Here is a 26,047-nt window from a genome sequence, read left to right on the forward strand (position 1 = left end):
GACAGACATCGAGGTTCAGTCAGACAGTGCCTGTCGTTTGGACGCCTGCTGTGACTGAGGAACATCTCACTTAACTGCTGGCACTGCGGTAGAACTTCAGTGACCAGTGAAACACCACTCGTGAAATGATCATGCTGGCCACTGAACCTGCGGCCGCAATCAGTGCCCAGCGAGGCTCGTCCAGCGTGCCCAGAATCACCCTGGCCGGAACCGTAATGACCAGCAGTATCGGCATCACATAGGAAAACGCGAACTGCAACACTTCGCCGCCCTCAGTTCGTGAGTCGTCATACCCTTCGTAAATTGATCGCGGGTATCGGGCAAAGACGGTGATGTAAAACCAAAAATCATAAAGTCCCTGGTTGCGCCCAAGGAGAATACTGCTGCAGGCCATCGTGATCATCAGAGAATAAAAAAATACAACGCCTGCAAGAACGTAAACGGTATAGATCGTGACCTGCAGCAGAGAAACCGCTTCTCCAATATTCCAAAGCGACATCAGCAGCAGCGCCTGCGCCAAAATAATTTGACTCACCATCGCGAGATTGATTCGCTCCAGGGATACCAAAAACTGTGAATCGATTGGTTTTAACAGGGCGAAATCGAGTCGACCTGTGCGAATCTGTTCGCTGAACACGGCACAGTTGGGCATGAAAAATGTTTCCACTATGCCGTTCACCATCATCCCGGTGGCCATGAAAACAAAATACTGATCTTCATTCCATCCGTTGATCTCCGGCACACTCGCATAAATGACACGAAACAGAGCAATCTGTGTAAAAAACCAAAAACCGCGCGTGAGAACCTGAATCAGGAAGTTTGCCTGAAACATCGTTTCACGGATCACGCCATTGCGTATGAACGTGAACAACACGCGGGCATGATACATGCTGTGAATCGTCCTCTGAGTCAGTAGTGCCCTGTTCAGTGGTTCAGCTGGACGTTTCCGGGAGAATCCGATGCGGAGTCCAGCACCTTTCCAATAACGGTTGCCGGATATTCCTCCGTGGATACAGCAGTCAACGCCGCATCCGCCAGACGTTCGGGTACGAACACGACCAGACCAATTCCCATGTTGAACACCCGATACATTTCTGTCGTTTCGATCTCAGCGATGCTCTGAAGCCAGTCAAATGCCGGCGGCATTTTCCAGCAGTCTCGATCGATCTGAACCTGAATTCCTGAAGGCAGAATACGTTGTAAGTTTTCAGCAATTCCTCCGCCTGTCACGTGAGCAATACCGTGAACACCGGCATTGCCGGTCACTTCCATTAGAGCTGCCACCTGTTTCACATAAATACGTGTCGGAGTCAGCAGGACTTCACCCACGGTTCTGCCGTCAAACTGTCCCAGTCGATCCGTGGTACTGAGTCCGGCATATTCGAACACGGCTTTGCGAATCAGACTGTATCCGTTGGAGTGAAAACCCGACGACGGAAGACCGATCACCACATCGCCGGCTTCAATTCGTTCACGACCATCGATGAGTTCTGATCGTTCCGCGGCTCCGACACAAAAACCGGACAGATCAAAATCACCAGCAGCATACATATCCGGCATAATCGCAGTTTCGCCACCCAGCAGTGCGGCACCGGACCGACAGCATCCATCGGTAATCCCGTGAACGAGCTGTTCAAGCAACTCAGGATTATCCGCATCCATCGCGATGTAATCGAGAAAAAACAAAGGCAGGGCACCAGAGCACAGACAGTCGTTGACGCACATGGCCACCAGATCAATTCCAACCGTCGAATACAATCCGGCATCAATTGCGACTCGCAGCTTTGTCCCCACGCCGTCGGTACCGGAGACAAGAACCGGATCGTTCCAGTTTCGTACAGCTCCCAGATGAAACAGCCCGGCGAAACCGCCAGGAAGCCCGATGACTCCCGGCGTGCGTGTCGCATCCATTAGCGCAGGAAGTCGCTTCATTGCCTGTTCGTACACATCCAGGTCAACTCCTGCCGAACGGTAGTCCAGTCCTGTCATGATATTCCCATAGTTGATTCGCGTCTTCGGCAGCAATCGCTCGCGATTCGCTGGCTGATCCATTCAATTTGTGCCGATATCACGAATTGTAGTGAATGAACTGGCGACACGGGAGCGGTCGGATGTTTGGAAACTCAACACAGCCAAAAGACTGGAAATTCCACACCGCAGGCCAGACCGAAGCTGTCAACCGACTCCTGTACGTAGTGGAAAACGGTGAAGCGTTTGCGCTGCTCAAAGGCAGCTACGGGACGGGAAAATCCACCGTCCTGCAACGTACCGCTGACGAGCTTACCGGACTTGGCCGACGGACGATCCGGCAGAATATGGCGTCTCTGGACTGTCGAGCCAGCCTGTGGCAGCTTTGTGGGGCACTTTCGGTGTTCAGCCAGACCTCGACAGATACCTCAGCGCTGATGATGCTGGTTCGGGATGAACTGCTCGCCCGTGAGAATTGTCATCACCAGACAGTGATTCTGCTGGATGATGCTGATTTCGCCCAGGAAGACACAGACAACGTGCTGCATCTTCTGACCTCCATCGCTGAATCTTCCCGCGGGGCGTTGAGCATCATTGCATCCACAGAGCGACCGCTGCCCATTTCCCTACAGAAACGCTCGTCGCTGAACATACGATTGGAACCTCTGTCAAAACAGGAAGCGATTGAATTCGTGGTGCGTCGACTGGCGCACCTTGAATGTCCGGTGAACAAGGTTACCGACACCGGCTGGCATGCCATTGCTGATTTGGGTGGTGGACTGCCTGCACAACTGCTGCGGGTTTGCGAGATTGTGCACGCTGTCACATCAATGCAGTCAGAACCAATTGACGCGGCTCTGGTACATGAAGCCGTGGCTGAACTGATGCCGCAGGCGGCATAACCACCTTTCTTCGCTTTTTTGTCAGACGCGGGATCTTACGCCTGCGCACCGGTTATCCGCATTGTGACGAAGAATTCAGTCTCTCCCGATCCAAAGATCGAAGCAAATCTTTCATTTGTTGCCGTGGCAATCCCGGCTTCGGCAAATTCTGCGTGTTTGGGACTGATGCATAGAGCGACCGGAGGACGATACCCCATACGAGAAAACGATTTTGTAATGGACCGCCCAGCCGGAACACGCCAATATGCCTCAGACTGCCACCAAGTCACGTTCATCGTCCCGTCTGCAGACACCGCTGGAAACATATCTTCGCGAAATCAACGAAACGGCTTTGCTGACAGCAAATGAAGAGAAAATGTTGTCACGCCGTATCTCAGCAGGCGATGGCGCCGCACGAGACCGAATGGTGCGTGCCAATCTGCGTCTGGTTGTCAACATCGCCAGAGGTTACGGAGGTAAGGGCCTACCGCTGCCCGACCTGATCGAAGAGGGTAATCTGGGATTGCTGCGGGCAGTGGAAGGCTTCGACCCGGATATGAACACGCGGTTCAGTACGTACGCCAGTTACTGGATCAAGCAATCAATCAAACGTGCTCTGGTCAATTCAGCCAAGACCATCCGAATCCCGGCATACATGGTTGAACTGCTGTCGAAATGGCGTCGTGCGGCAGCCAAACTCACAGAAGAAACAAACTGCACACCAACGGCCGAAGATATCGCAAGGGAACTGGAGATCCCGAAAAAGAAACTCAGAATCGTGAAGAAAGCGATTGTACTTTACAACGCTACGCCTCAGTCAGATCAGGACGAGACAGGCCTGACGTTAGGCGACGTCGTCCCCGACGAACGGACACGAGACCCGGAAGATGAACTGATCAACAGTGACAACCTGAAACATGTCTTTCGACTGCTAAATGAAATGGACTCCCGTGAGGCCACCATTCTCCGAATGCGATTCGGCCTGGACGACAGTGAACCCCGCACCCTGAAGGAAATTGGAGAAACACTGGGCCTGACTCGTGAACGCGTTCGGCAGATCGAAGGTGAAGCACTGAAAAAACTAAATCGAAATTTAAGCGGCGAATAGACACAGACGAATATAGTCGCGAAACCGACGGTGACACGGAGTCTACTCTTCACGAATCGTTCAGCACCGGTGATCCGGGTCATTCAAGAAACGCCGGAGCATTCAGGACCCGCAATGGCTACAATGCGGCTGTGTCTGAAAGGATGGTATGGTTCCAGGGAGATTCCACCCAATGCACCGGCGATTGTTTCTGCGCAATGGAAGCTTGTTGCTGCTTTCCGGCATGGCCAGCCCCTGCATCAGTGCTCGACGGGAGGCCGTTACGGGTGAGACCCCTGAGGTGCGTTTTGCAATGGTCACCGACCTGCATTATGCGGACAAGGATCCGGCCGGTACCCGTTATTACCGTGAGACAATCGCCAAACTCGCACAGGCAGCCGGACAGTTCCAGACCGAGAAACCGGATTTCCTGGCGGTCCTGGGTGACCTGATTGATGCGGCGGAAGAGGTCGAGACGGAACTCGGTTACCTGAAGCGAATTGCCCAGGAGATGGACAAGATCAAACTATCCAAGCATTATGTGCTGGGAAATCACTGTGTCGATACGCTCACCAAAGGAGAGTTCCTTGCCGGGATAGGACAGGAAGATTCGTATTACTCCTTTGACAAGGCAGGAATTCATTTCGTCGTTCTGGATGCCTGTTTCCGCAGTGACGGGGTGGCTTATCAAAGGAAAAATTTTGAGTGGACCGATCCCAATATCCAGGAACGGGAAGTCGAATGGTTAAAACAGGATCTGACCGGTACCGACAAAAAGACGATCGTACTGGTTCATCAACGCCTGGATGTCGCGGGACCGTACGGCATCAGGAATGCGGACCGGGTCCGCAAAGTACTGGAGGATTCCGGTAAAGTACTGGCCGTATTCCAGGGCCATAGCCATGAAAATGAGCACCAGATCATCGGCGACATTCACTACTGCACGCTGGTGGCAATGGTAGAGGGCTCATTTGAAGCGAGTAATGGTTTCAGTGTCGCCTCGGTTTTTGCCGACGGAACGATTCAACTTGAAGGGTTCCGCAAACAGAGTTCCCATACATGGCAGAGCTAATGACTGTGGGATGACCGACGCCTTGATGGTCGCATTTTTTCTCTGTGGATTTGCCAATCCCGCCCCACTAAAGAATTTGGTGTCGTACCGTTACCAATGGCTTTGAAATCACCTGTCGGGGTGGTACCTGACTTGGCACTTACAGCAGAGACTGTAGCTTGACTGCCTGTGCTCAATTGTCTGCAGGTTCACGGTGTGCCACCTTCAAGACGACCAATTTCAGTAAATTGCTCGCGTAGCGACAATGCCTGATGCTGGGTGTCCCATAAGGTTTTTCCAACTTTCCTTGTCGATCTCTGCCACACCAACGCCTGTGCATACTGCAACGTCGTTTCCGGCCCAACCATGGCGTCAGCCAAAGCTGGGGATGCGGTCATTTGCACTCTGGAGAAATTTCCCAGAATCACCGGCAAAGCCAGCGTCCAACACAATGCAACACAATTCCCTCAGAGACACACTGAACGGCCGATCAGAAAATGGCGCTGTTAAGAACAAAGTCCATCGAAAAACACTGCGAGAATATAATTTCTGACATAAATCAATTGCATAACACGGTTTATAAAAAACCGACTACCATCAGCAAAACACGACCCATTCAACACAAGCTGTTTTAAATCAACATGTTGCGTCAATTAACACATACAAATCTCATACAAACCGTCCCGGAATTAACTGTTTTTGTGTGATTCCCGTGCTTCGGCTGGACTTGTCTCGCACCTGCCATGAGAATCCCGCCTTCGTTAAAAGGAACGGTCACGGCAGAAATCGGAATGCCGCGATGCAGATAAGCATGTCTGACCTGCGTTCCTCCGCCCCGTTGCACAGCAGGCTCTATGTTAAAACGACATGCGATGTTGAAGCATCTTCGGACGCACTCTCCGGTGATCGCTCCGTCTCTGCTCAAATGCGACTTCGGCAATCTCGACAACGAAGTGAAGCTGCTGGACCGGTCTGGATTTTCAGTGCTGCATTTGGACGTGATGGATGGAAACTTTGTGCCCAACCTTTCGTATGGCCCAATGGTCATTCGTTCGTTGAGACAACTGACGAACATTCCGTTTGATGCTCATCTGATGATCTCAGATCCCGCCTTTTATCTGGATGAATATCTGGACGCCGGCTGTGAGGCAGTCACCTTTCATCTTGAAGCGGTTCCGGATCCTAAGGATCTGCTGTTAGAACTTCAAAGACGAGACACAGTCGCCGGACTGGCAATCAATCCGGACACCCCACTCGAAATGGCCGAACCGTGGCTTGAACACTGTGATTTGTTGCTCGTTATGAGCGTTCAGCCGGGATTTGGCGGACAGACATTCATGCCTGAAGTCCTGCAAAAAGTCCGCCGCGCAAGAGAAATCGCAGGAGAGCGGCTGATTATCTCAATCGACGGTGGTGTCGCCGCCGGAACAATAGCGAAATGTTCAGATGCGGGAGCCGATCTCTTTGTCGCAGGCAGTGCAGTCTTTGACAAAGCGGACTACGGGGCCGCCAGGAAACAACTGGTTGAGATGACTCGCGACACTCTGAGCCCGGCTGGGGAGTCGATATGAGTCAAATCGTGTTAATACGTCCCGGTCAAACAGATTACGCGGCAGACTCACGACTGCTGGGCATGCTCGAAATGCCGATCAACCAGGCAGGACTCATAGAAATCCAGCAGGTCCTGGCAGAGATTAGCGCCAGTGATCTCAAACTTGAAGTCATCTTTACTACTCCAGGGGATCCGGCGTTTGGCACAGCCCAGGCAATCTCTGATCACCTGTCCGGTCTTCGGGTTCGTCAACTGGACGAGCTAAAAAATGTCAATCAGGGGCTCTGGCAGGGGCTGCCGGAATCCCAGGTTCGAAAGAGATATCCCAGACTGTTTCGATCTTGCCGTGAAAAGCCCCAGGCGATTTGCGCACCGGAAGGAGAGAGCCTGTCAGATGCCTGTGAGAGGGTGGCGCGGGTCCTCAACAGGGCGATCCACAAATACGAAGTCTTTGCGATTGTTGCGGTTGAACCGATTGCAACGGTTATTCGCTGCACTCTGCAGCACCGCGGCCCCACTTTGGCATCGTGTTTGTGCGGAGAACATCGTAAGCTAGTGGAATGTTTTGAAGCGTCAGAGTTCGATCCGGAAATTTTTGTGAATTTCGAGTGTGTCTCGGATGCGGTTGGGGTGACCACCGACGCTGCTGGTCCGGGGAGACATTAATGAGCACTACACGTAAACACAGTCAGCAGTCATGGCTGCAATTTCTGAAACGGCCGAAACGTGGAGTCCCCGAAGGGCTCTGGCTGAGATGTGATGCCTGTTCGGCAACGGTCTTTAGAAATCAGGTTGAAGAAAACCTTTACGTATGTCCCGAGTGTGACCATCACTTCCACGTACCCACGGCATCTCGCCTGAAGCAGCTGCTTGATCCGGACACATTCGAGGAATGGTATCCTGAACTCAGTCCTGTCGATCCCCTGGGATTCACGGATCGAGTCAGCTACCAGGATCGTCTGTCGAACGAACAAAAAAAGACAGGAATGAAGGACGCCTGCACCGTGGGCCGGGGATACATGAGGGGCCGTCCACTGGTTTTTGGAATGACTGATTCGGCTTTCATCATGGGAAGCATGGGTTCGGTTGTAGGTGAGAAGCTCACCAGAGCCATTGAACAGGCTACAGAAAGAAGATTACCACTGGTAGTGGTCAGTGGCTCCGGTGGTGGGGCACGAATGCACGAAGGCATCCTCTCACTCATGCAGATGGGTAAGGTCTCAGCCGCACTCGCTCGATTTCGCAGAGCCCGCGGCCTTTATATTTCGGTACTGACCAATCCAACCATGGGTGGCGTTGCCGCGAGCTTCGCTTCTCTGGGCGACATTGTTCTGGCTGAGCCGCGTGCCTTGGTTGGTTTCGCAGGACCACGTGTTGTCCAGGCCACATGCAACATCGATCTGCCGGATGGTTTTCAGACGAGTGAATTCCTGCTGTCACACGGTTTCGTCGATCGCATCGTCCACCGACGTCAGTTGCGGTCGGAAGTCGCTCGTATCATTGACTATTGTTCGCGCTGAACATCAGGATGTGCGGCGGCCACAAACATTCCCGGGGGGGGGGATGAATGAGCCTGTTTGACAAGAAACAAAAGAAGCAAAAGCCTCTGGAACGTGTCGACATCAGAAAACGCTTTAATCTGATGGGTCGCGTTGGTCAGGGCAGCATGTCCAAGGTCTGGAAAGCAGAAGACATCACGTCACGCAGAAGCGTTGCAATCAAAGTCCTGGACAGGGAAAAAACCCGCCGTTTCGAAACACGTTTTGAGGGCCTCAATAAACCGACTGAAGGTGAGATCGCACTGTCACTGTTTCACCCCAACATCGTGCGCACGCATGAAATTGGAATGACGACCGATGATGAAGTCTTTCTGGTCATGGACTATATTGACGGATCCGGGCTGAGCCTGCTTCTTGATCTTCAGGGCCAACTGATGAAGGAGTACCGACTTCAGTTCATCATTCAAATTGGCGATGCACTCTCATATATTCATCGCCAGGGCTGGATCCATCGTGACCTCTGTCCACGAAATGTTCTGGTTACTCAAGAAAACGATGTCAAGCTCATTGATTTTGGCCTGTTTGTGCCCAACAAGCCTGTATTTCACAAACCCGGCAATCGGACCGGAACGGCAAATTATATGGCCCCCGAGCTGATTCAGCGGAGGTCGACTGATCAGCGATTGGACGTATTTTCGTACGCGGTCACCTGTTTCGAGATGTATACCAAGCGACATCCCTGGCAGGCAGCAATGACACTCGATGCGGTGGTCCAACACATCAATCAGCCACCACTTGAAATCACCGCAGCCGTACCAAAAATTGACGGACAGATTGCCGAAGTGATAATGAAGGGACTGAAACGTAACCCTGATGATCGCTGGCAGACAATTGACGAAATGGTGACTCAGTTTCGTGAAGCGCAAGCTCGACTGGTCCATGTGACCCGGTCGGTATTAGCACGCCGCAAGACAGGCAAATCATCCAAAAACGGGACAGTTCGGATTCAGGGATCAAAATGAGCAGTCCATCACTGTGTGTGTTATGTTCGTCCCCATTCTTCCGATGCAGGTCCTGACCTCAGTTACTCCGTTTGTGCTGCCGGATTCATGGCAGTCATTTTGCAGCAGTCTGCTTATGTCCGATGAACTCTCAGAGAACGTCCACCAGGACCCGGACCTCGATTTCGCTACTCAGTCAGCACCGGCTCCTCGGGACAGCAATGTTTACGCAGCCAGCCTCGACAACGCGATTAATGCTGCCAGGTGTGCCGATGAACTGCGCGGCCAGGACATTGTGGTACTGGATCTCACTTCCCTGACATCGATTGTCGACTTCTTTGTGATCGTCACGGCGACAAGTCAGCGCCAAATGCATGCGATCGCAGACGATGTAAACCGGCTGTTGAAACGGGACCGTGGTAACGCACGCCTCAATATTGAGGGCTACCGAACTGAAGGCAACTGGCTGCTCACAGACTACGGTGATGTCGTCGTGCATATATTCACAGCCGAAGGACGGGCACTATATGACCTCGAACAATTATGGGCTGATGCCGGACGGATCGACTGGTCTTCAAAGAACATAGACAATGATGCAGTGAAGATTCAGAACTCAGAACACGACACAAACAGCCCGAAATCGGATCCAGATGACGGAACTCCGGTCACCAATTGATCGTAATACAAATGGCAACGGGGATTTGCGTCTACCGGCCAATAGTTTTCACCGCATTTACATCTCATCTGTTGACCGCAGACGATAGACTTCCAGACGCTGTTCCCGCTCTTCGCCAAAGTGCTGGAGAACCCAACGCGGAGGGAAGAGGTTGTACAGGACAACGGCGCTGGGGGGATAATGCACATCTCCTACGTGCTCGAAGCGCTGTTCAACACGGATCCAGTCATACATAAAATCTGGCGTCCGCAATGCATTCGGGCCAAACACAAGAAATGTCGGCAAAGGCTTACCCTGCAGTGTTGCCGCATTAAACAGCAGGTCCTGAACAGGTGCCCCCGGAATCCCGGTCTGACTGATATGATATAATACAGCGGGCTCGCCAAACGCATAGACAACACAAGGCGGACTGTCATCCAGACCGAACGCTTTCGCTTCGTCATCTGTCAAACCAGTCGCCGTCAGACACATTGAAGCGACTTCAAATGAGGCGTTCCTCAGTCCGAGTCGCGAATCATGAATGCGGGAACGTGGGATCATCGTGGCATTGAGCTGCCATAGCCCCAGTCCGACTGCCGACAGAACCAGACCGGTCAGAACCATCTTCCGCAGTGAACGTTGCGGCCGGTTTCCTGATGCTGCATTTCGGCGGGCAACGTAAATACACCCATCGATCCACCAGCCGATTCCGGCTGATGCCATCATCCAGATGACCGCAAGCAGCGGCAGAAACAGTCGTGGAAACGGACTATACGTCGGCATACTCAGCAACAGCCCGAAGAACCACGCTACCAGAACACAGATCGCCAGCCTGGGATCCAGGCCGGGTGACGCGCGAAAATCAGGAAGATCAATCTGCTGATGCCCGCCCGAAGAAGGAAATTTTTCCGGGGAGCCATGGTGCGACTTAATCTTCAGACCACTGAAATCCGGATACAACAGGATACCGATGCTGCCCCCCGCAGCCAAAGCAGTCAGGACACCCATTGAACCAATCGTAAGCGTAGCGATAACCATCACTGCCGCCGCTCCGATGAATCGAACGAGTAATGCAGGAGTAATCCCGGTTCCGGAGGAAATTGAACGGTTCCACGTGGAACCACGTGCATCAATCCATCTGTGACTGCCTGCCAGCATCATTCCCAAACCGAGGGACAGTGCTGCCATCCAGCTTTCGGTCAATGAATACCAGGTAATCTGAGTCTCCAGATTATGCGTCCATGAATTCAAAGCCATGCGGTATGCACCATGGTTGGCTGCCACGGCCGAGTATCCGCCCACATCACGCAGCGCGATGAGCCAGGGACTCCACACCGCACACGCAGACAAAGTCATGGTTGCAACCAGCCCGACCAGCCGCCAAAACCCACAACGGTGACGCCCCCCGATCAACCACCAGAGCAAAGAACCGCTGCTAATAATCGCAATCGGAAGCCATCCGGTGTATTTCGTCCACCAGGCACAACCACAGGCGACCCCGGCTGCCAGCATGATTGCCGTGCTTCGGCGGTTAATCCCGGTCACTCCCAGCCAAACCGCCAGGATGATCCACATCAATACCGGCACATCGGTCAAAGCCATTCGAGAATAAAGAATGTGAAAGTCACTCAGAGCAGACAGCAGAACGACGACCATTCCGGCTGCTATGCCGAACGCGGCGCGCGTAAAACGCCAAATGACAAGAATGGTCACAGTTCCCATCAGCAATGCCGGAATGAAAGGTGCCAGACCTGGTCCTGCCAATGTACCGGCGGCCTGGATCATCGCAGGCAGCGCCGGAGGCGCGTACAGGTGCCGTGCCGGATACACTTCACCCGACAATGGTGCATACCATATGGTGGAGCTGTAGACTCCCTCGTCAAAATGCTCAACAGCCAACTCGTCGATGGCAGTCAATCGAAGAAAACATCCCAATGCTGCAGCGCAGACAACAAATACGAATTCCTGCGTTGACAGGCTCTGATTCATCTTCTCCTCTTCTTCGTTTGTGGTTTCACGTGGAACCGAACAGCATAAATCTCAGCCTCGGGAAGACTAACTGACAGGACACAGATTGCACGGCGGATTCTTGAGTATCGTTGACCACCACTTATGATACCGAAACACAATCTGCCTGATCCACGTGAACGGTAAATACTCCTGATTCAACTAACGCTACTAATGAAACCAGCCTCATGACAGACAGTACAGCCGACCCGGACGACCTATACGATGTTGCAAACCAGTTGAAGGAAGACGGGAATCTCGAAGCTGCCGTGGAAGCCCTGAAAAATATCGTGGCCGACTTTCCCGACCACGTACAGTCTCACCTGGCACTGGGAGTCCACCTGCAAAAACTTGGACAAAATGAGGCTGCGGTCGCGCACGCTTCGAAAGTCGCGAAGCTTGAGCCGCAGGACGCATTTTCCTATGTTCAGCTTTCTGTGGTAATGCAGCGATGCGGGCTGATCATGGAAGCTGAAGACGCAATGGCCAGAGCCCACGCCATTCGGGCAGAACAATCGTCACCAGAATAGACCGCTGTTCGAAAACAGGTCTGAAAAACACATCTTATTTCAGTCCGTCAAGCTGCGAGGAGATTTGGTCTGACAGCTGCACACGTACAACGTACGGATTTCCGTCAGCATAGCACCGTTTCCGATACCAAGTGTCGCTGGTCTTTCCAAATCCGTTCGAACTTCATGACCTCATCAGCGGCAGCCGTCTCAGTATATACCACGAATTCCCGGAGCTGTGATTCACAACGACAGCCAACGGGTTACTTTGGGAAAATCCTCAGACCGGCCCCTGACTGAGGACTGCGATAACGTTACCTCTTTGAGTGAATCTCTGCAGCAAGACCGGACATTTCGAAAGATTGACAGCCAAACGAAAACATGCCGATTTCGTACGCAGCACATTACAGTTCACTGGTTCCAAAATTGCTGGAGACGGATCACAGCTCACGAAACGGCTACGCTGACCCCACGGCAAGTTGTGGAATCCGCACCGATCAGACAACGCATAATCTGCCGGGAACGTGATTCAGCAACATCAGCAGACATCTGCTGAACAGAGCCCCTACCCACCGATCGAGTGCATGGGACGTACCGGCTGCATGAAGCGGGCAGTGTTGATCTCGTGCCCCTCTTTTTTGGCGGCAATACTGTTTTGCATCGCCTGTGCAATTTCAGAATCTGAACCGCCATCGCGAAGCAGATCACGAATATCGGTTTCTTCGTGACTAAACAGACAATTGCGAAGTTTGCCGTCTGCGGTCAGGCGAAACCGATTACAACCTGCACAAAATGGGCGACTGACTGACGCGATCAGTCCAATCGTGCCACAGCCGTCCCGAAAACGATACAACGTGGCCGGCGTCCGATGATCTGTACCGGGCTGAGGATCCAGCGTCCCGAATTCTGATTCAAGAATCGCGATGATCTCATGGGCAAACAGTACTTTTCCGCGTTCCCACTCATTTTCTGCATCCAGCGGCATGAACTCGATAAAACGGACATCAACATCACCTGCACGCGCCAGTTCACCGAACGGAATGATTTGATCCTCTGTGAGTCCGCGGACGGAAACAGCATTTAGTTTGATCGGCTGAAAGCCGGCATCTTTCGCTGCCTGAATGCCTGACAGGACCCTGTCGAATCCGTCGCGACGAGTCATTTTGCGGAATGTTTCCGGATCCAGCGCATCCAGGCTTATGTTGAGCCTCTTTAACCCTGCATCACGCAGCACATGAGCCTGCTCCGAGAGAAAGATCCCGTTGGTGGTCAATCCAACATCACGAATCCCGGGTAAACCGACAATCGACTCAATCAGTTTGTGCAACTCGCGGCGAACAAGCGGCTCACCACCTGTGAGTCTCACCTGGTCAATCCCGAGACTCGTTCCAATACGTACAACCCGTTCAGTCTCCTCAAATGTCAGCAACTCCGATTTCGGCATGAATTCCGGATCATGTTCCGGCATGCAGTAGAAGCAACGCAGATTGCAGCGATCTGTCACACTGACACGCAGATTGTTGTGTACACGCCCAAATGAATCGACAAGCCGACTTTCTTCCCGTCTTTTCAATTCAGAACTCATCGGTCGTCACCTTCCGTTGACGGGAGCACTGCCCCGGGACGACTCGAACCAGGAGTCGATGATTTGTTTACCGGATGAACCCATTCTGTACGTCCGTCAGCATAGCATTCCTTTTTCCAGATCGGCGTCCTCTGTTTGATCGTATCCATAATCCACTGTCCGGCTTCAAATGCAGGTCCGCGATGAGTCGAACTGACTGCTACTGCAACCGCAACATCACCCAAATCCAGTGCCCCAACACGGTGAACAACAGCGGATTCCACCAGAGACCAGCGTGTCTGTGCCTCGACTGTAATCTCCTCCAGCGAGCCCAGGGCCATTTCTTCGAACGCTTCGTAATTCAGCGAGGACGTCTGCTGGTCCCCCGTAAACTCACGTACTGTTCCAAGAAACAGTACCACCGCACCGGCACGATGGTCGCGTACGGCGTTCATCACACCGTTGATATCGATCGGATCTGGTGTAATCGAGAGCACAGACGGGTATTCCGTTTCTGACTGTCGGCCGCCGGTTTCTCGCAGGATTGGAGACGAGCGGAATGAAATACGTATGAGTTTGAGAATTCGATCTTGCTGCCACAGTCAGACGACAAACAGTAAATCATCAGCCAGTTCGAAAAAGCCGTTATCCCCCACTCACCGGAGGAAAACATGCAACACTGTCACCGTCATGCAAAACCTGTAAGTCTCCAGCGTACCGGTTGTTGACTGCAACTAACAGGACCTTCGCCATCGATTCCAGGTTTGGACAGGTTCGAATCAATTCAGACCTCAGATCAGAAACCGTTGCTTCTTCAGCGACCCGGACGGTGCAGACCGAATGACCTGCAAGATCGCGAGCGGCGGCAAACAACAAAACATCGAAAATCATGACATCAGCAGTCCGGAAGGACGAGAATTCAGCAAATGGTCCCTGCCGGGCATAAGACCCCATGCCAGAGCAAGAATCTTAATCGGGTGCAGCGTCGGAAAATCAACCGTTTGTTCCATCTGCATGCGACAACTGCTGCATTCGGTCAATCCGGCCGAGACACTGACGGTCTGCAAACTCTGAAGAAGCCGATCACCAATCTCCAGCGACTGTGTGAAGTGTTCGGCGGCAATTCCAAATGTTCCCGCCATTCCCGTACAACCATGATCGATGGCAGTGACTTCGACACCTGGGATCAGCTTCACCAGGTCCAGCAGACCGCGCTGGTCACTGACCGCCTTCAGGTGACAGGGTGTATGATATACCAGCTTGAGCGGGGTTTCCTGGAAATTCGTACGAAGCCGTCCCTGAACGTGCAGATCCAGCAGAAATGATCCTGCGTCCTGCGTCTGCTCCGCAACAGCCGCGGTGTCCGGATGATCCACAAGCAGCGGGTATTCCTGCTTCAGACATAAGGCGGCAGAAGGTTCGGTACACAGAATCGGAAATCCTTCACGCGCCGGTTCACCAAGTTCACGCACGTTTGTTTCGGCAACTTCGCGAGCTGCTTCAGTATCTCCTACGCTGACCATTGCCATTCCGGATACCGTCTGCCCCGGCGGTACATACACCCGAAACCCGTGGTGCTGAAGAATCCGCACAAAGGCCGTCGCAAGATCCGGATCGTGATGGTTCGCAAAGTAATCCACAAAGTAGACGATGGTACGACGAGTGTCTCCAGGCCGACCGTCGCTGCATTCACGTCGAGCAACCGCAGAATTCAAAAATGTTCGGCCTGCATATCGAGGCAGACGGCGTTGTTCGGCAATTCCCAGTGTTTTCTGCAGCACCCGACGAAAGATACGATGCCGCAGCAAACGGTTGGTAAGTCTTGTAAATCTGGAGGCAAATCGGGCATACCTGTGAAATTGTGACAGCAGCCAGTCAGTACGTGACAGTCCGTTGGCACTGACGAACTGGGCCCGCGTCTCCAGAATCAAATGAGGAATGTCAACACCGGAAGGACACTCCAGCTGACACTGCCGACAGTTAAAACACGAATCTGCGAGCTGCTGCACGACCTCATTTGTTAACAGCTCTTCAGAAGTACCGTTCGCCAGAGCTGTTCGAACAACCGTTGCCTTGCTACGCGGACTCGCAGCCTCCGACGACTCCTGACGAAAGAACGGACACATCCGCAGCGCAGCCGATGTACTTCGGCACTCACCACATCCGTCACAGCGGGTTGCCGTATGCATCGCCTCTTCGGCACTCCAGTTCAGATTGAGTACCGGCAACTGCACCGTGGCCTGATCCGCAGTATCGACAACCGATGCTACGCGGTTTTTCCGCAGATGACGTATCGTCAACTGACCGTCATCGCTGATAATTTTATCCGGATTCAGCAGACGCTGCGGATCGAAGATGTCTTTCACCTGCTGAAAAACACGATAAAGCCCCCCGTACTGTGATCGAATGAATGCAGTGCGTGAAAGTCCGTCACCATTCTGTCCGGAAATCGTCCCACCGACTGCTCGAACATGATGATACAAATCGCGTGCCATAGCTTCGATTCGTAACGCCGTCTCCGGCCCCGGAAACGGCAGCATTGGTCTTAAATGTAACTGTCCGGACGCAGCGTGAGCCGACAACGTTGCGGTCACTTCATGTCTCTGAAAGGTTTTCTGCGCAAGTGTCAGAAACTGCGAGATTTCTGCCGGGGGCACAGCGATATCTTCGACGAACGGCAGCGGCAGTGAAGTGCCCTTCAATCGTGCCAGTAACGATCCGGCCTGAAGCGGAAGCTGCCACAGTTTGTCGACGTCGCTTTCAGTCATCGCAATCTGTGTAACGATGTGACTGATTCCCGCATCCCTGAGGCAGGACTCGGAATCGGCCATGCGTTGTCGGATCTCCGCGGACCCGCCGGCAGTGAATTCAAGAAACAGGCCTGCTTCGGCTTCCTGGCGAACCACTGAAGTCCATTTTGTCCCGGACTCCCGCGCGACACTCAACAGCCGACGATCCAGCAGATCACACGCACTCGGCTCCAAATTCAGCAGCAGCTGCATGGCTCGCAACGCATCATCGGTCGTTCCAAACATGATTGCTGCGAGAGCACGATGTTTCGGAATGGGCAGCAGATGCAGTGTGGCCTCAGTGAAGATCCCCAATGTGCCCTCAGACCCGGCCAGCAGACGCGTGACGTCAAGTGAATCTGATCGACGAACTCCCCGCAGCATGTAACCACAGGCATTTCGCAGCATCACCGGCTGCAAAGAATCAATTTGTTCGGCGGATTCGTCGAGAACTGCCAAAAGCCGTTCCAAAATGTCGGATCGACGACTCAATGGCAATAACCTGGTCAGCGACAGCGATTCATTGTGAACCGGCGGAAGAAACAGTTCCCCGGACTCGCGCAGTGTATCCTCCGTCGTTCGAGCGTTAAGCGGCTGACGAATCGCAAATCGTCGATCAATCGGTTCACTGGATGAAAACGTGACTCTCTGTCCGCCCATCAACACACAATCTACCTCCATCAGGTGATCACGTGCTGATCCTACACGAATGGCCTGGGCACCTGCCGCGTCTACCGCCAGCATTCCTCCGATCGTGGAACATGCCGAACGGCTGGATGACGGCGCGAAACAACAACCGTGCTGACGCAGCAATGCATTCAAATCAGCATGAATGACTCCCGGTTGAACACGAACAGAATGGCTGCCGACTTCAAGGACGCGTGTCATATGACGCGAAAAGTCAATCACAATTCCACGACCCAGAGCACCTCCCGCCAGGCCCGTACCGGCTCCACGAGGAATCAGGGGGACGCCGTTGTCCGAGGCCCACATGGCCAGTGTCTCGACATCGCCGGCCGATTCGGGAAATGCAACGGCAAGCGGTTCGATCTCGTACAGGCTCGCATCCGCAGAGTACAGCGCTGTCGTCACGGCATCGGCACAGATCTCACCTTCAAGCAGATCCGGCAGTTCTTCGAATATTCTCCGGTGAATGTCCTCCACCGCCCTCGACTCCCAATACAGCACATACTCCTGGGGTTTACACAGAATCAGCGCAACGCCGACTCTTCGTCCTGTCGTTTCTTCATCTGAATGTAACGCTCGCTGAGTTCCAGACTGAACGTCTGATAATCATCGTGCATTTCCGTTTTTCGATGACGTGCTCTACATCGATAGCATACAAGCATATCACTCATGAAGGTGTAAAGGATCATGTCCGCAAGAGCAAATAGCATAAGGATCCCGATTGCCCATTCCGGGTAGTGCCATCCCCAAGCCAGTGAACTTAACAGAATTCCCGTCGCGGCACACAACAATCCCAGTGCCGGCGGAAAATCTTTTTGACGCCACAGGTCATCACAGCCACAGACCCGACAGCGACTGACCATTCCAGTTTTGATACTGTCAAAGTCCCCGGCTCCGGCATCACGCCGCCAGTCACAGCTTGAACACTGAACAGGGCCATCGTCCGGCTGTGGACAACAGTCTGAACGGGCTTCACACCGTGGACACTGAAAGATGATTTGCATCGGAGACGATCACCGAAGGCAGAAACAGATTTGAAGAACGATGCATATCAGTACGGTATGTGCAGATCCCGTTCCAGCAGGGCCCCCGACATTTCCCCCATCACGACGAGAATTAGTCCGGCAAACAGTACTCCTGTCGCGGACTGCGTATTCTGATATTGGAGAATTCGCCATACCAGGAGCGCCACCAGGAGCGGAACGAAAATCGTTCCCAGCCAGCGTATTCCCAGCCAGATCCCATGGGTTGTTCCTGGTATCTGTATTCCGGCCGTAGCCAGTGCGGTCGCTGAACCGACCAGTCGCAGGCACGCGGCGACGGCAATCGCCGTAACGAACCATCGTAAAGGTCCCGTGCTCATTGTCGGAGTTGTTAAATACCAGTGACCGAGCAGCATCCCGGTAAGAATACTGCCACACACAGCAGCCGAAGAAAAATCGGAAAGCAGCTGCAGCCACACGCACGAACTCGGCACCTGAATCGAATGAAGCAGTACGCTCCCGCAACAGCCGGCCGCCAACAGATAAATACAGATGCTGCCAGGCCAGCGGCGTCCCAGTGTCCAAAAAACCGACCCGACATACGCAACACACGCGATCCCGATCTGGATGCGCTGCAGCCATCTCCACACGACAGTAGCAGACTCAACACACTCCTCCCCGGAAGTCAAAACTGTCGGATCAGCCTGCACCTGTTTTGTGACCGTCGCGGTATTCCACCGGATGTCCCAAGTTCCAGTGTCTGCCAAAAGCAGTGATGACAGCACTGCAAGTCCCAGAACAACCCTCATTTGAATCCTAAAGAATCCGTCTGTGACTTCGTGACGAGGCATCAGGCACCACATGAGCGTGATGCCGGCTGAAAGCTTGAGCACAAACAGAGCAATCATTTGCCGGTAATCAGTGCCATCGCTTCTGCACGACTGGACTGGTTTTCCTTGAGTAATCCACGCACTGCACTCGTCAACGTCAATGCCCCTGGTTTGCGGACGCCACGAATGGTCATGCAGGTATGTTCTGCCTCCAGCACCACAATCACTCCTTTCGGATTAAGATCCGATTCGATCAGGTCGGCAATCGTATGTGTCATCCGCTCCTGAACCTGCGGTCGACGGGCCACTTCGTCCACCACGCGCGCCAGCTTGCTGAGCCCGGTCACACGACCACGAGGTATGTAGCCAACATGCGCCTGTCCGATAAACGGCAACAAATGATGTTCGCACATACTGTGAAAGGTTATGTCCCGAACCAGCACCATTTCATCGTATTGTTCTTCGAACACACGCCGCAGGTGCCGTCCCGGTTCCAGATGCAGTCCGCCAAACATTTCAGCATACATCCGGGCCACCCGCGCCGGTGTATCCCTCAGTCCGTCGCGCCCGGCGTCCTCCCCGATTGCAGCAAGAATCTCCCGAACGGCCGCTTCAATACGAGGCTGATCGATATTTCTGGCCTCCGGAGGAGTCGCACCGGCGGCCAGCGTCAGATCAATTTGGGAGGCGTGATTCTCGGAACCACTCATTTGAAGTTACCCGTAACTACAGCGGAAATCTGTATGTTACGGGCCTCACTCTGCCGATTCAAACTGCCCGTAAAAATGTCCGAGAATCCCCGTCACAGGGAATACTCCACATCACAGGCAACCGAATTCAGACAACGTCAATCAGACAAAGCAGCCGGCTGATTCCTGACTTTTCCAATATTAACTCCGCATGAACCTTGGAACACGCGTCACAGAACCTCAGACGTTCGGCTGAAAAACAGCTCCGGTTATCCAGCCCTGCTAACGGGACCGGTCTCTGCAGGCCCGCCAATCACTGCATTCCTGGCCTTTGCTGCAGCGTCAATTCCCGCGTCTGTTCGGTCCCGTCGCGAAGAATGGTCACGGGCACCAGATCGCCAACGACGTGTTTTTCCAGAATCCCAAAAAGATCGTTCAGGGTTTGCACTTTTTCTCCACTGACCGCTGTAATGACGTCACCAAGGATCATTCGACTCGTTGTTTCCGTCACACCCTGCAGTCCGGCCTTTTCCGCAGGACCTCCAGGCTGCACAGACACGACCACAATTCCACTCACGCCCGCCTGAGTCGCAGCCAGAGAGTTAATATACGAATCAACAACAATTCCAAGACCGGGCGGCTTGTACTCACCATTGGCAATCAGTTCCGGAACCACACGATTGACAGTATCAACCGGGATAGCAAAACCGATTCCGGCTGATCCCCCGGACGGACTGTAAATCGCAGTATTGACGCCGATCAGTCGGGCCGCAGTATCCAGCAGCGGTCCCCCGGAATTACCTGGATTGATAGCCGCATCTGTCTGAATCACATCATCGATTTCACGTCCCCTGCCCCCGGGAACTTTTAGGGAACGGCTCCGATTGGAAACGATGCCTGCAGAATATGACTGTGCCAGTCCGAACGGTCGCCCGATTGCAAAAACCGACTGCCCCTCCTGCAAATCATGGCTCTCTCCAATCATAACCGGCCGCAGCAGGTCAGCCGACGCGTCAACTTTCAGGACCGCCAGATCATGATTCGGTGATTTTCCGATGAGAGTCGCTTCAAAAGCCGACTGGTCAGCAAAAATAACTTCTGCTGAAGACGCGTCTTTGATGACATGATAGTTGGTCACGATATGTCCGGATTCATCCCAGACAAATCCACTCCCGGTCCCGGACTCGACTTCTATTGTCTGGCGCGTAAAACGGCTGGCAAATCGCCTCTGCCTTGTGTTGATGTAGACAACCGACGGACCGGCTGACTGGAACACGTTGATACTGGTTTTCTCGAAATCTGCCAGATCGCCGCGAGCCGTCACAGGGCGGGGATCACCGGTAATTCCGTCGCCCATCCACCTACTGATTTGCGGGATCAGCAGGAGGATAGCCAGGGCGGCCATGACGAACCATGAAAAAGCGAGGCGCCGCTGAAATCGATTAACATCATCCTGCGAGTGCATTGCTCAGTCTTCAGTTGCTCATTTTTTCAGAAGCGATAGCCGGCCGGCACCTGAAATCCGTTCACAAAACGCCGAATCCTACAACGATCGATGACAGTCACAACCGCAAACTGGTTCGCTGACGGTGAAACCATTGAAAACAAAAATCCCAACACAAAACAAAAAAAGCCAGAGGTAACCCGGTGTGTGTGTGAACTACACCTCAGTTTACCTTCTGGCTGTTTTTTACTGTCTGAACAACCACGTCTGGAGAACGCAGTGTATTAATTCAGGCAAGCTGCTTTCGACGATTAACGAGCGTCCGAATTCGTTCTGCCAGCAGTGCTGCGTCAAACGGTTTGCGGAACGTTTCATTAAAAATCGTACGGTCAAATCCGGAAGAATTATCTTCGTCGCTGAGCAAACCAATCAGAACAGTTTCATTATATTCGCTGTTCCTGCGAAGGTTTTGAGCGATCATCAGTGCTTCTTCGCGGCCCATAACAAAGTCAACCACCACACAGTCGGGATGGATGGACTCTGCCTGGATACCGGCTTCAAATCCACTTGCGGCAATTTCGATCTTAAAGTCATCATTCCCCATCATCTCATCGAGACTGGAACGGGTCATTCCGTCAGAACCGACAAGAAGAATTTTCCCGAGTGCTTCATCTTCCAGTTCTCCCAGAGGCATGCCGTGTTCCTTAAGAAAGCGAATCAGGTGTTCGCGAGGAATACGACGGTCCTGAGATCCAGGAATCCGGTAGCCTCGAAGCCGTCCGGAATCGAACCACTTCGATACAGTACGAGGTGCAACTTTACAGATCTTGGCTACCTGTCCAGTAGTAAAGATCGTTTTCATGGGCGGGCTCTCCAAACTTCTCTCACTCCACAATCCGTAAATTCATCCTGAATTCACACGATTGTGCCCCTGGTCTGCGACGTGGTCGGCTCACTGAGCCCATGGTCGTGAACCACGGCAGATTGCGGGATGGGGTCGTGACTAGGGTCATTATGGCTGTGTGCGGCACAGCCCGTGTCTTCACAAGACACTTTGGCGGAGTCGGATCGGAAACCGATGCACCAGAACTGCGTGAGCAGCCCGACGGTTGCACTGCTGCATACCAGCATCAATTCGAATCTTCCCCCTGGCGATTGAGCCCGTCATGTTCCTGGCCTCCCCTGCAGCAGGTATTCGGTAACCTGCTGCCACAACAGAACCACAAACGCCTGAATTTTGTTTCGTCAATTCCTGAGGGCCGACTTTAACCTTCTTAACAGACCTGCACTGACTAACGCCTGAGACTGCAGCGACGACTGCAACAACAACCCTGCCTGTAACCCCGATTATGTGATTCATACGATGCAGTCGGCACAGTACCACCGACCAGACGATTAAGACTTTTGCCGCAGCAGCTGCCCTTATCCCGTTCGATCCACAGAATCCACAACGCTCCCGAAATGATCTCATGGAAAACGCCGACCCGACTTGGGACAGTCATTAACTGACGGGTAATGGTCGGTGGATTCGCACAGACAATTAGCTCTCCAAATCGGGCTCCGTCTGCGAACAACACCAAAATTCGTACTGCAATATTACCTTGAAACCCGATCCGGTATTGATCCGCATCAAGGGCCGAATGCAACACGATGGATATCGTCCTGTCGCTTCCATCGATGGTCAGCAGAAAACGGGTCGGCGGTCCCGATCGATCAGCCACGCTCGTTCAGAAATGCTGGTCAGCCATCGATCCAGGACAGGATTACGGCTTTATTTCTGAAGAAAACCGGCACACATCAGCATGTGTCCAAGCGGCACAGGTACCGCTCCAGGACGGCATCCTTCTGTCGACCAACAACAGAAACAGCTGCGCCTTCGTGCCTGAAGTAACCGGGAACAGAGTGCTATCTGTTATATTAGACAACCGGATTTGGGAGTCGCAACCGGCTGAACCGTTGTCCGCTCGCTGCATACATCAGGATCTCATTGCGGTCAGCAGCCCATACCGCGGCCAGTTTGACTCGCCGAGGACCATGCAGCAAAAACTGAATTCCGCACAATGTTCCATTTTTCTTCAGTTCGACTTCAGACATCGGAAAATGGAACTCAAGCAGATTTTCCCGGCGACACAGCATCAGGTGTACAAATTCCCTCAGCTGATCCAATGAATAAACATCAGCTGCAGCAGAACACGGAACCGGAGAAACGGTAGCAACCATGACGTGGAAATCTATCGGTCTTAACTGATGCAAAGCCCGGCGAAGCATCGTTGACGGGGCGAACCGGGCTGAGTTTGACGAATACCCGACAGCTTACTACATCGTCGACCTGCTGTCCGACGTTTTGCAATTCCGTTCTGCACACGCACAGTCCACAGGACACCGGCGAATCACAGGACCCCAACAATCGGAACGCCATGGCAGGATCATGACATCCTGCCACAGATTATTTCGACAGGACTCAAGTCGAGCGACGTGCGCCCCGCAAAGACAGCAGCGCCGGAAGGAGAATAATATCACCCGGCAGTGCAGCCAGCATTGTGACCGCCGTTAGTTCAGCAAACCTGCGAGTCGGCAGGAAGTCAGAAAAGACAAGGACACTTAACCCCGAAACAACCAGCAGGCTGGTCATCAGAATAGCACGGCCACTGGACCGCAGTGTTGCAGCAATGGCAGTCGGAGTCCCGGTAATCCGCTTCGCCTCATCGCGATAGCGGACAAGGAAGTGAATCGTATCGTCCACGGCGATTCCCAGACTGATCGCAAAGACAATGACGTTACCCGCCGTCAGCTCATAGTCGCGCAGGTACATGTAACCAAGTGTCATTGTCAGCGGAAACAGATTAGGTACGGCTGAAATCAGTCCGGTCCGGACTGACCGAAACAACAGGCCAATCATGACAAAAATTGTTCCGGAAGCGGCCAGCAGCGAATAGAACAAATCCCGCACAAACTGGTCCATGCAAATCGTGTGAAGCCAGGCATCACCGGTGAGTCTAAATTTGACGTCAGCCGGAAGTTGCCGTCGCATCACGTCCTTTACGGCCACAAACAGTTCCTTAAACCGGCTGCTGCCAATGTCCCGTACCCGTAACATGATCCGGGCTTTTGAATCTTCATGTGCCAGAAACGAAGATATGGTTTCCGGTCGATCAATCCGCGACAGAATTCGCTGAACTCGCCGAAGAGCTGTTTCGACGGTGTGCCTGTCATCATCCACGACACGATCATCAAAAGCAGACAACAATTCCACATAGTCCCGTGTGAAAGTAATCCGATCGTCCTGCTGCAGTTCCGTACGAATCCGGGCGCAGGAATCAACCATATCTGCGGAAAACCAGCGATCCGGTCGATCTGACTGCAACTGCACCTCGAGTGTGATCAAACCCGACATTTTTTCATTCAGGGATTCAGTCACCTGAACAACCGGATGGTCAGAGTCGTAAGTTTCGAACATATAGGAATTAACACTCATGTTCATTGATGCAGCGAAAGCAACAGCGGCTGCTGTCAAATGTACCACAACAATCATACCGGCTCGCCGGCACACAAATCGTGCAGTCCTGTCCCACAACCGAAACACACGCGTCTCACGTTTCGAAGTATCAACGAGGTGTTCGGTTCGCACAAACCGGTCAGCTGTCAACCTCAGCCCGGGTGCCAACACGAGCATCAGACAAACATAGTTACACATCATTCCAATGGCCGCCTGCACCGCAAGTAACTGCAGCATTTCAGATCGGGCCATCAACAGACTCCCGAAACCGATGGCCGTTGTGGACAGCGTGAGAAAACATGTGCGCGACATTTCCTTCATCACTCGACGTACACATTCATCAACAGGGATATTTGTCACGCTCAGCATCATCTGCAGGCGACCAATGATGTGCACACAGTTGGCAGCACCGATAATGATAACCAGCACAGGAACAACGTTGCTGAGGATTGAGAATGTGAGCTCACACCATCCCATAATCCCAAGTGTCAGCCCCGCTGCGGCAATCACAGACAAAACAGCAATTGCGGTAACTCTCCAGCTCCGGTACATCATCAGCGAAATCACAACAAACAGCGATGCTGACAGCGGCGTCATGATCAACTGGTCACTGACCAGACTGTGGATGACGTCTACACGAATGGCAGGAACCCCGGACAGAGACACACGCGTACCTTCCGGTACGTCCAACTCGTTCAGCACGTGACGAAGATCGTGAATGTGTCGCCGTGTCGTATCAATGTCACGACCGAAAGGATCCAGCGACACGAGTGTCAGTAGCAACGTACGATCTTCACTAATCAACAGTTCATTGAGCAACGGTATGTGATTTAACCGTCGCTGCAGCCAGACACCGTCGTCGAATCGACGCTCGGGTACCAAAGGCGTCCACTGCAATTCCCTCTGCCGCAGATTGAGTCGCGGCGTTTCCAGGGTGACCAGCGACGTGACATCCGTGACTCCGGCAAGTCGAGAAGCGTGGTTGCTCAGCTTCTTCATCCAGTGCAGGACCTCGGATCGAATCAGCGACCTGTCGTCTGCCGATTCGAGTACGATGAACGCGATGCTGTCTTCATATCGAAACAGACGTTTGTGTTCTTCGCTGAAGGCAACAGCTTCATGCTGACCTCCGTAGACCTGTTGTGGTGAGAAATCAAAATGCAGCCGCAGTGCCCCCGTAGACACGGCACTGACAACGATCAGTACAACAACCAGTGCCCGTCGAGGAGCCGCTATCGACAGTGCGATCAACCGCCGCATTCAGAATCGTTCCGACATGATAAATTTCCACAAACAATTGCGGAATCAGACCTGACAAATGCGGTTGAATGAAACGCACCAGGACAGATTCACTC

Annotated in this window: 22 protein-coding genes; 9 read left to right on the forward strand and 13 right to left on the reverse strand. The window is 53.0% G+C overall.

The window, feature by feature from the left end; all coding sequences use genetic code 11:
- Positions 1-70 precede the first annotated feature (70 nt).
- A complete protein-coding gene (locus MK110_06235; GenBank protein ID MCH2210881.1) occupies positions 71-889 on the reverse strand; it encodes an ABC-2 family transporter protein in 819 nt (272 codons plus the stop codon).
- A gap of 35 nt (positions 890-924) precedes the next feature.
- Positions 925-2,052: a phosphoribosylformylglycinamidine cyclo-ligase gene (gene purM / locus MK110_06240; protein MCH2210882.1), complete on the reverse strand. Its 1,128-nt coding sequence runs from the start codon at positions 2,050-2,052 to the stop codon at positions 925-927.
- A gap of 32 nt (positions 2,053-2,084) precedes the next feature.
- Here purM and MK110_06245 point away from each other — a divergent pair, with 32 nt between their 5' ends.
- The 8 genes from MK110_06245 (at position 2,085) to rsfS (ending at position 9,715) form a co-directional block, all read left to right on the forward strand.
- Positions 2,085-2,870 carry an ATP-binding protein gene (locus MK110_06245; protein MCH2210883.1) on the forward strand — a complete coding sequence of 262 codons (786 nt, stop codon included), beginning with the start codon at positions 2,085-2,087 and terminating at the stop codon, positions 2,868-2,870.
- 244 nt (positions 2,871-3,114) lie between these two features.
- On the forward strand, positions 3,115-3,957 hold the full coding sequence (locus MK110_06250; GenBank protein MCH2210884.1) for an RNA polymerase sigma factor RpoD/SigA: 843 nt from the start codon (positions 3,115-3,117) through the stop codon (positions 3,955-3,957).
- Positions 3,958-4,129: 172 nt separating this feature from the next.
- On the forward strand, positions 4,130-5,008 hold the full coding sequence (locus MK110_06255) for a metallophosphoesterase (protein MCH2210885.1): 879 nt from the start codon (positions 4,130-4,132) through the stop codon (positions 5,006-5,008).
- A gap of 833 nt (positions 5,009-5,841) precedes the next feature.
- Positions 5,842-6,558 (forward strand): ribulose-phosphate 3-epimerase, encoded by a 717-nt coding sequence (gene rpe / locus MK110_06260; protein MCH2210886.1) that lies wholly within the window; start codon positions 5,842-5,844, stop codon positions 6,556-6,558.
- Positions 6,555-7,205, forward strand: coding sequence for a histidine phosphatase family protein (locus tag MK110_06265; GenBank protein MCH2210887.1), 651 nt, complete (start codon positions 6,555-6,557; stop codon positions 7,203-7,205). The genes rpe and MK110_06265 overlap by 4 nt, the downstream gene beginning before the upstream one ends.
- The gene (accD, locus tag MK110_06270; GenBank protein ID MCH2210888.1) at positions 7,205-8,059 is read left to right on the forward strand and encodes an acetyl-CoA carboxylase, carboxyltransferase subunit beta; all 855 of its coding nucleotides are present in this window, start codon (positions 7,205-7,207) and stop codon (positions 8,057-8,059) included. The genes MK110_06265 and accD overlap by 1 nt, the downstream gene beginning before the upstream one ends.
- A gap of 47 nt (positions 8,060-8,106) precedes the next feature.
- The gene (locus MK110_06275; protein ID MCH2210889.1) at positions 8,107-9,060 is read left to right on the forward strand and encodes a serine/threonine protein kinase; all 954 of its coding nucleotides are present in this window, start codon (positions 8,107-8,109) and stop codon (positions 9,058-9,060) included.
- Positions 9,061-9,082: 22 nt separating this feature from the next.
- The gene (rsfS, locus tag MK110_06280) at positions 9,083-9,715 is read left to right on the forward strand and encodes a ribosome silencing factor (GenBank protein MCH2210890.1); all 633 of its coding nucleotides are present in this window, start codon (positions 9,083-9,085) and stop codon (positions 9,713-9,715) included.
- A gap of 57 nt (positions 9,716-9,772) precedes the next feature.
- Here the strand turns inward: rsfS and MK110_06285 are convergent, their stop codons facing one another.
- Positions 9,773-11,683 (reverse strand): glycosyltransferase family 39 protein, encoded by a 1,911-nt coding sequence (locus tag MK110_06285; GenBank protein MCH2210891.1) that lies wholly within the window; start codon positions 11,681-11,683, stop codon positions 9,773-9,775.
- 206 nt (positions 11,684-11,889) lie between these two features.
- Between MK110_06285 and MK110_06290 the strand changes: the two genes are divergently transcribed.
- Positions 11,890-12,231 carry a tetratricopeptide repeat protein gene (locus MK110_06290; GenBank protein ID MCH2210892.1) on the forward strand — a complete coding sequence of 114 codons (342 nt, stop codon included), beginning with the start codon at positions 11,890-11,892 and terminating at the stop codon, positions 12,229-12,231.
- A gap of 544 nt (positions 12,232-12,775) precedes the next feature.
- On the opposite strand, the gene moaA is transcribed toward MK110_06290, so the two are convergent.
- From moaA to MK110_06340, 10 genes are all read right to left on the reverse strand, one after another.
- Positions 12,776-13,795, reverse strand: a complete 1,020-nt coding sequence (gene moaA / locus MK110_06295; protein ID MCH2210893.1) for a GTP 3',8-cyclase MoaA — start codon at positions 13,793-13,795, stop codon at positions 12,776-12,778.
- Positions 13,792-14,271 (reverse strand): molybdenum cofactor biosynthesis protein MoaE, encoded by a 480-nt coding sequence (locus tag MK110_06300; GenBank protein MCH2210894.1) that lies wholly within the window; start codon positions 14,269-14,271, stop codon positions 13,792-13,794. The genes moaA and MK110_06300 overlap by 4 nt, the downstream gene beginning before the upstream one ends.
- Before the next feature lie 390 nt (positions 14,272-14,661).
- Complete coding sequence (locus tag MK110_06305; protein ID MCH2210895.1) at positions 14,662-17,727, reverse strand: anaerobic glycerol-3-phosphate dehydrogenase subunit C; 3,066 nt, start codon at positions 17,725-17,727, stop codon at positions 14,662-14,664.
- Positions 17,728-17,774: 47 nt separating this feature from the next.
- Entirely contained in the window at positions 17,775-18,113 is a 339-nt protein-coding gene (locus MK110_06310) for a hypothetical protein (protein ID MCH2210896.1), read from the reverse strand.
- A 188-nt stretch (positions 18,114-18,301) separates the two neighbouring features.
- Positions 18,302-19,141 (reverse strand): hypothetical protein, encoded by an 840-nt coding sequence (locus MK110_06315; GenBank protein ID MCH2210897.1) that lies wholly within the window; start codon positions 19,139-19,141, stop codon positions 18,302-18,304.
- Positions 19,138-19,773, reverse strand: a complete 636-nt coding sequence (gene folE / locus MK110_06320; protein ID MCH2210898.1) for a GTP cyclohydrolase I FolE — start codon at positions 19,771-19,773, stop codon at positions 19,138-19,140. The genes MK110_06315 and folE overlap by 4 nt, the downstream gene beginning before the upstream one ends.
- A gap of 292 nt (positions 19,774-20,065) precedes the next feature.
- Positions 20,066-21,217 carry a trypsin-like peptidase domain-containing protein gene (locus MK110_06325; protein MCH2210899.1) on the reverse strand — a complete coding sequence of 384 codons (1,152 nt, stop codon included), beginning with the start codon at positions 21,215-21,217 and terminating at the stop codon, positions 20,066-20,068.
- 268 nt (positions 21,218-21,485) lie between these two features.
- On the reverse strand, positions 21,486-22,058 hold the full coding sequence (locus tag MK110_06330; GenBank protein ID MCH2210900.1) for a helix-turn-helix domain-containing protein: 573 nt from the start codon (positions 22,056-22,058) through the stop codon (positions 21,486-21,488).
- A gap of 1,055 nt (positions 22,059-23,113) precedes the next feature.
- Positions 23,114-23,416, reverse strand: coding sequence for a hypothetical protein (locus MK110_06335; protein MCH2210901.1), 303 nt, complete (start codon positions 23,414-23,416; stop codon positions 23,114-23,116).
- Positions 23,417-23,657: 241 nt separating this feature from the next.
- A complete protein-coding gene (locus tag MK110_06340; GenBank protein MCH2210902.1) occupies positions 23,658-25,952 on the reverse strand; it encodes an MMPL family transporter in 2,295 nt (764 codons plus the stop codon).
- Between the last annotated feature and the right edge of the window lie 95 nt (positions 25,953-26,047).

The organism is Fuerstiella sp. (genome assembly GCA_022447225.1).
Taxonomy (GTDB): domain Bacteria; phylum Planctomycetota; class Planctomycetia; order Planctomycetales; family Planctomycetaceae; genus S139-18.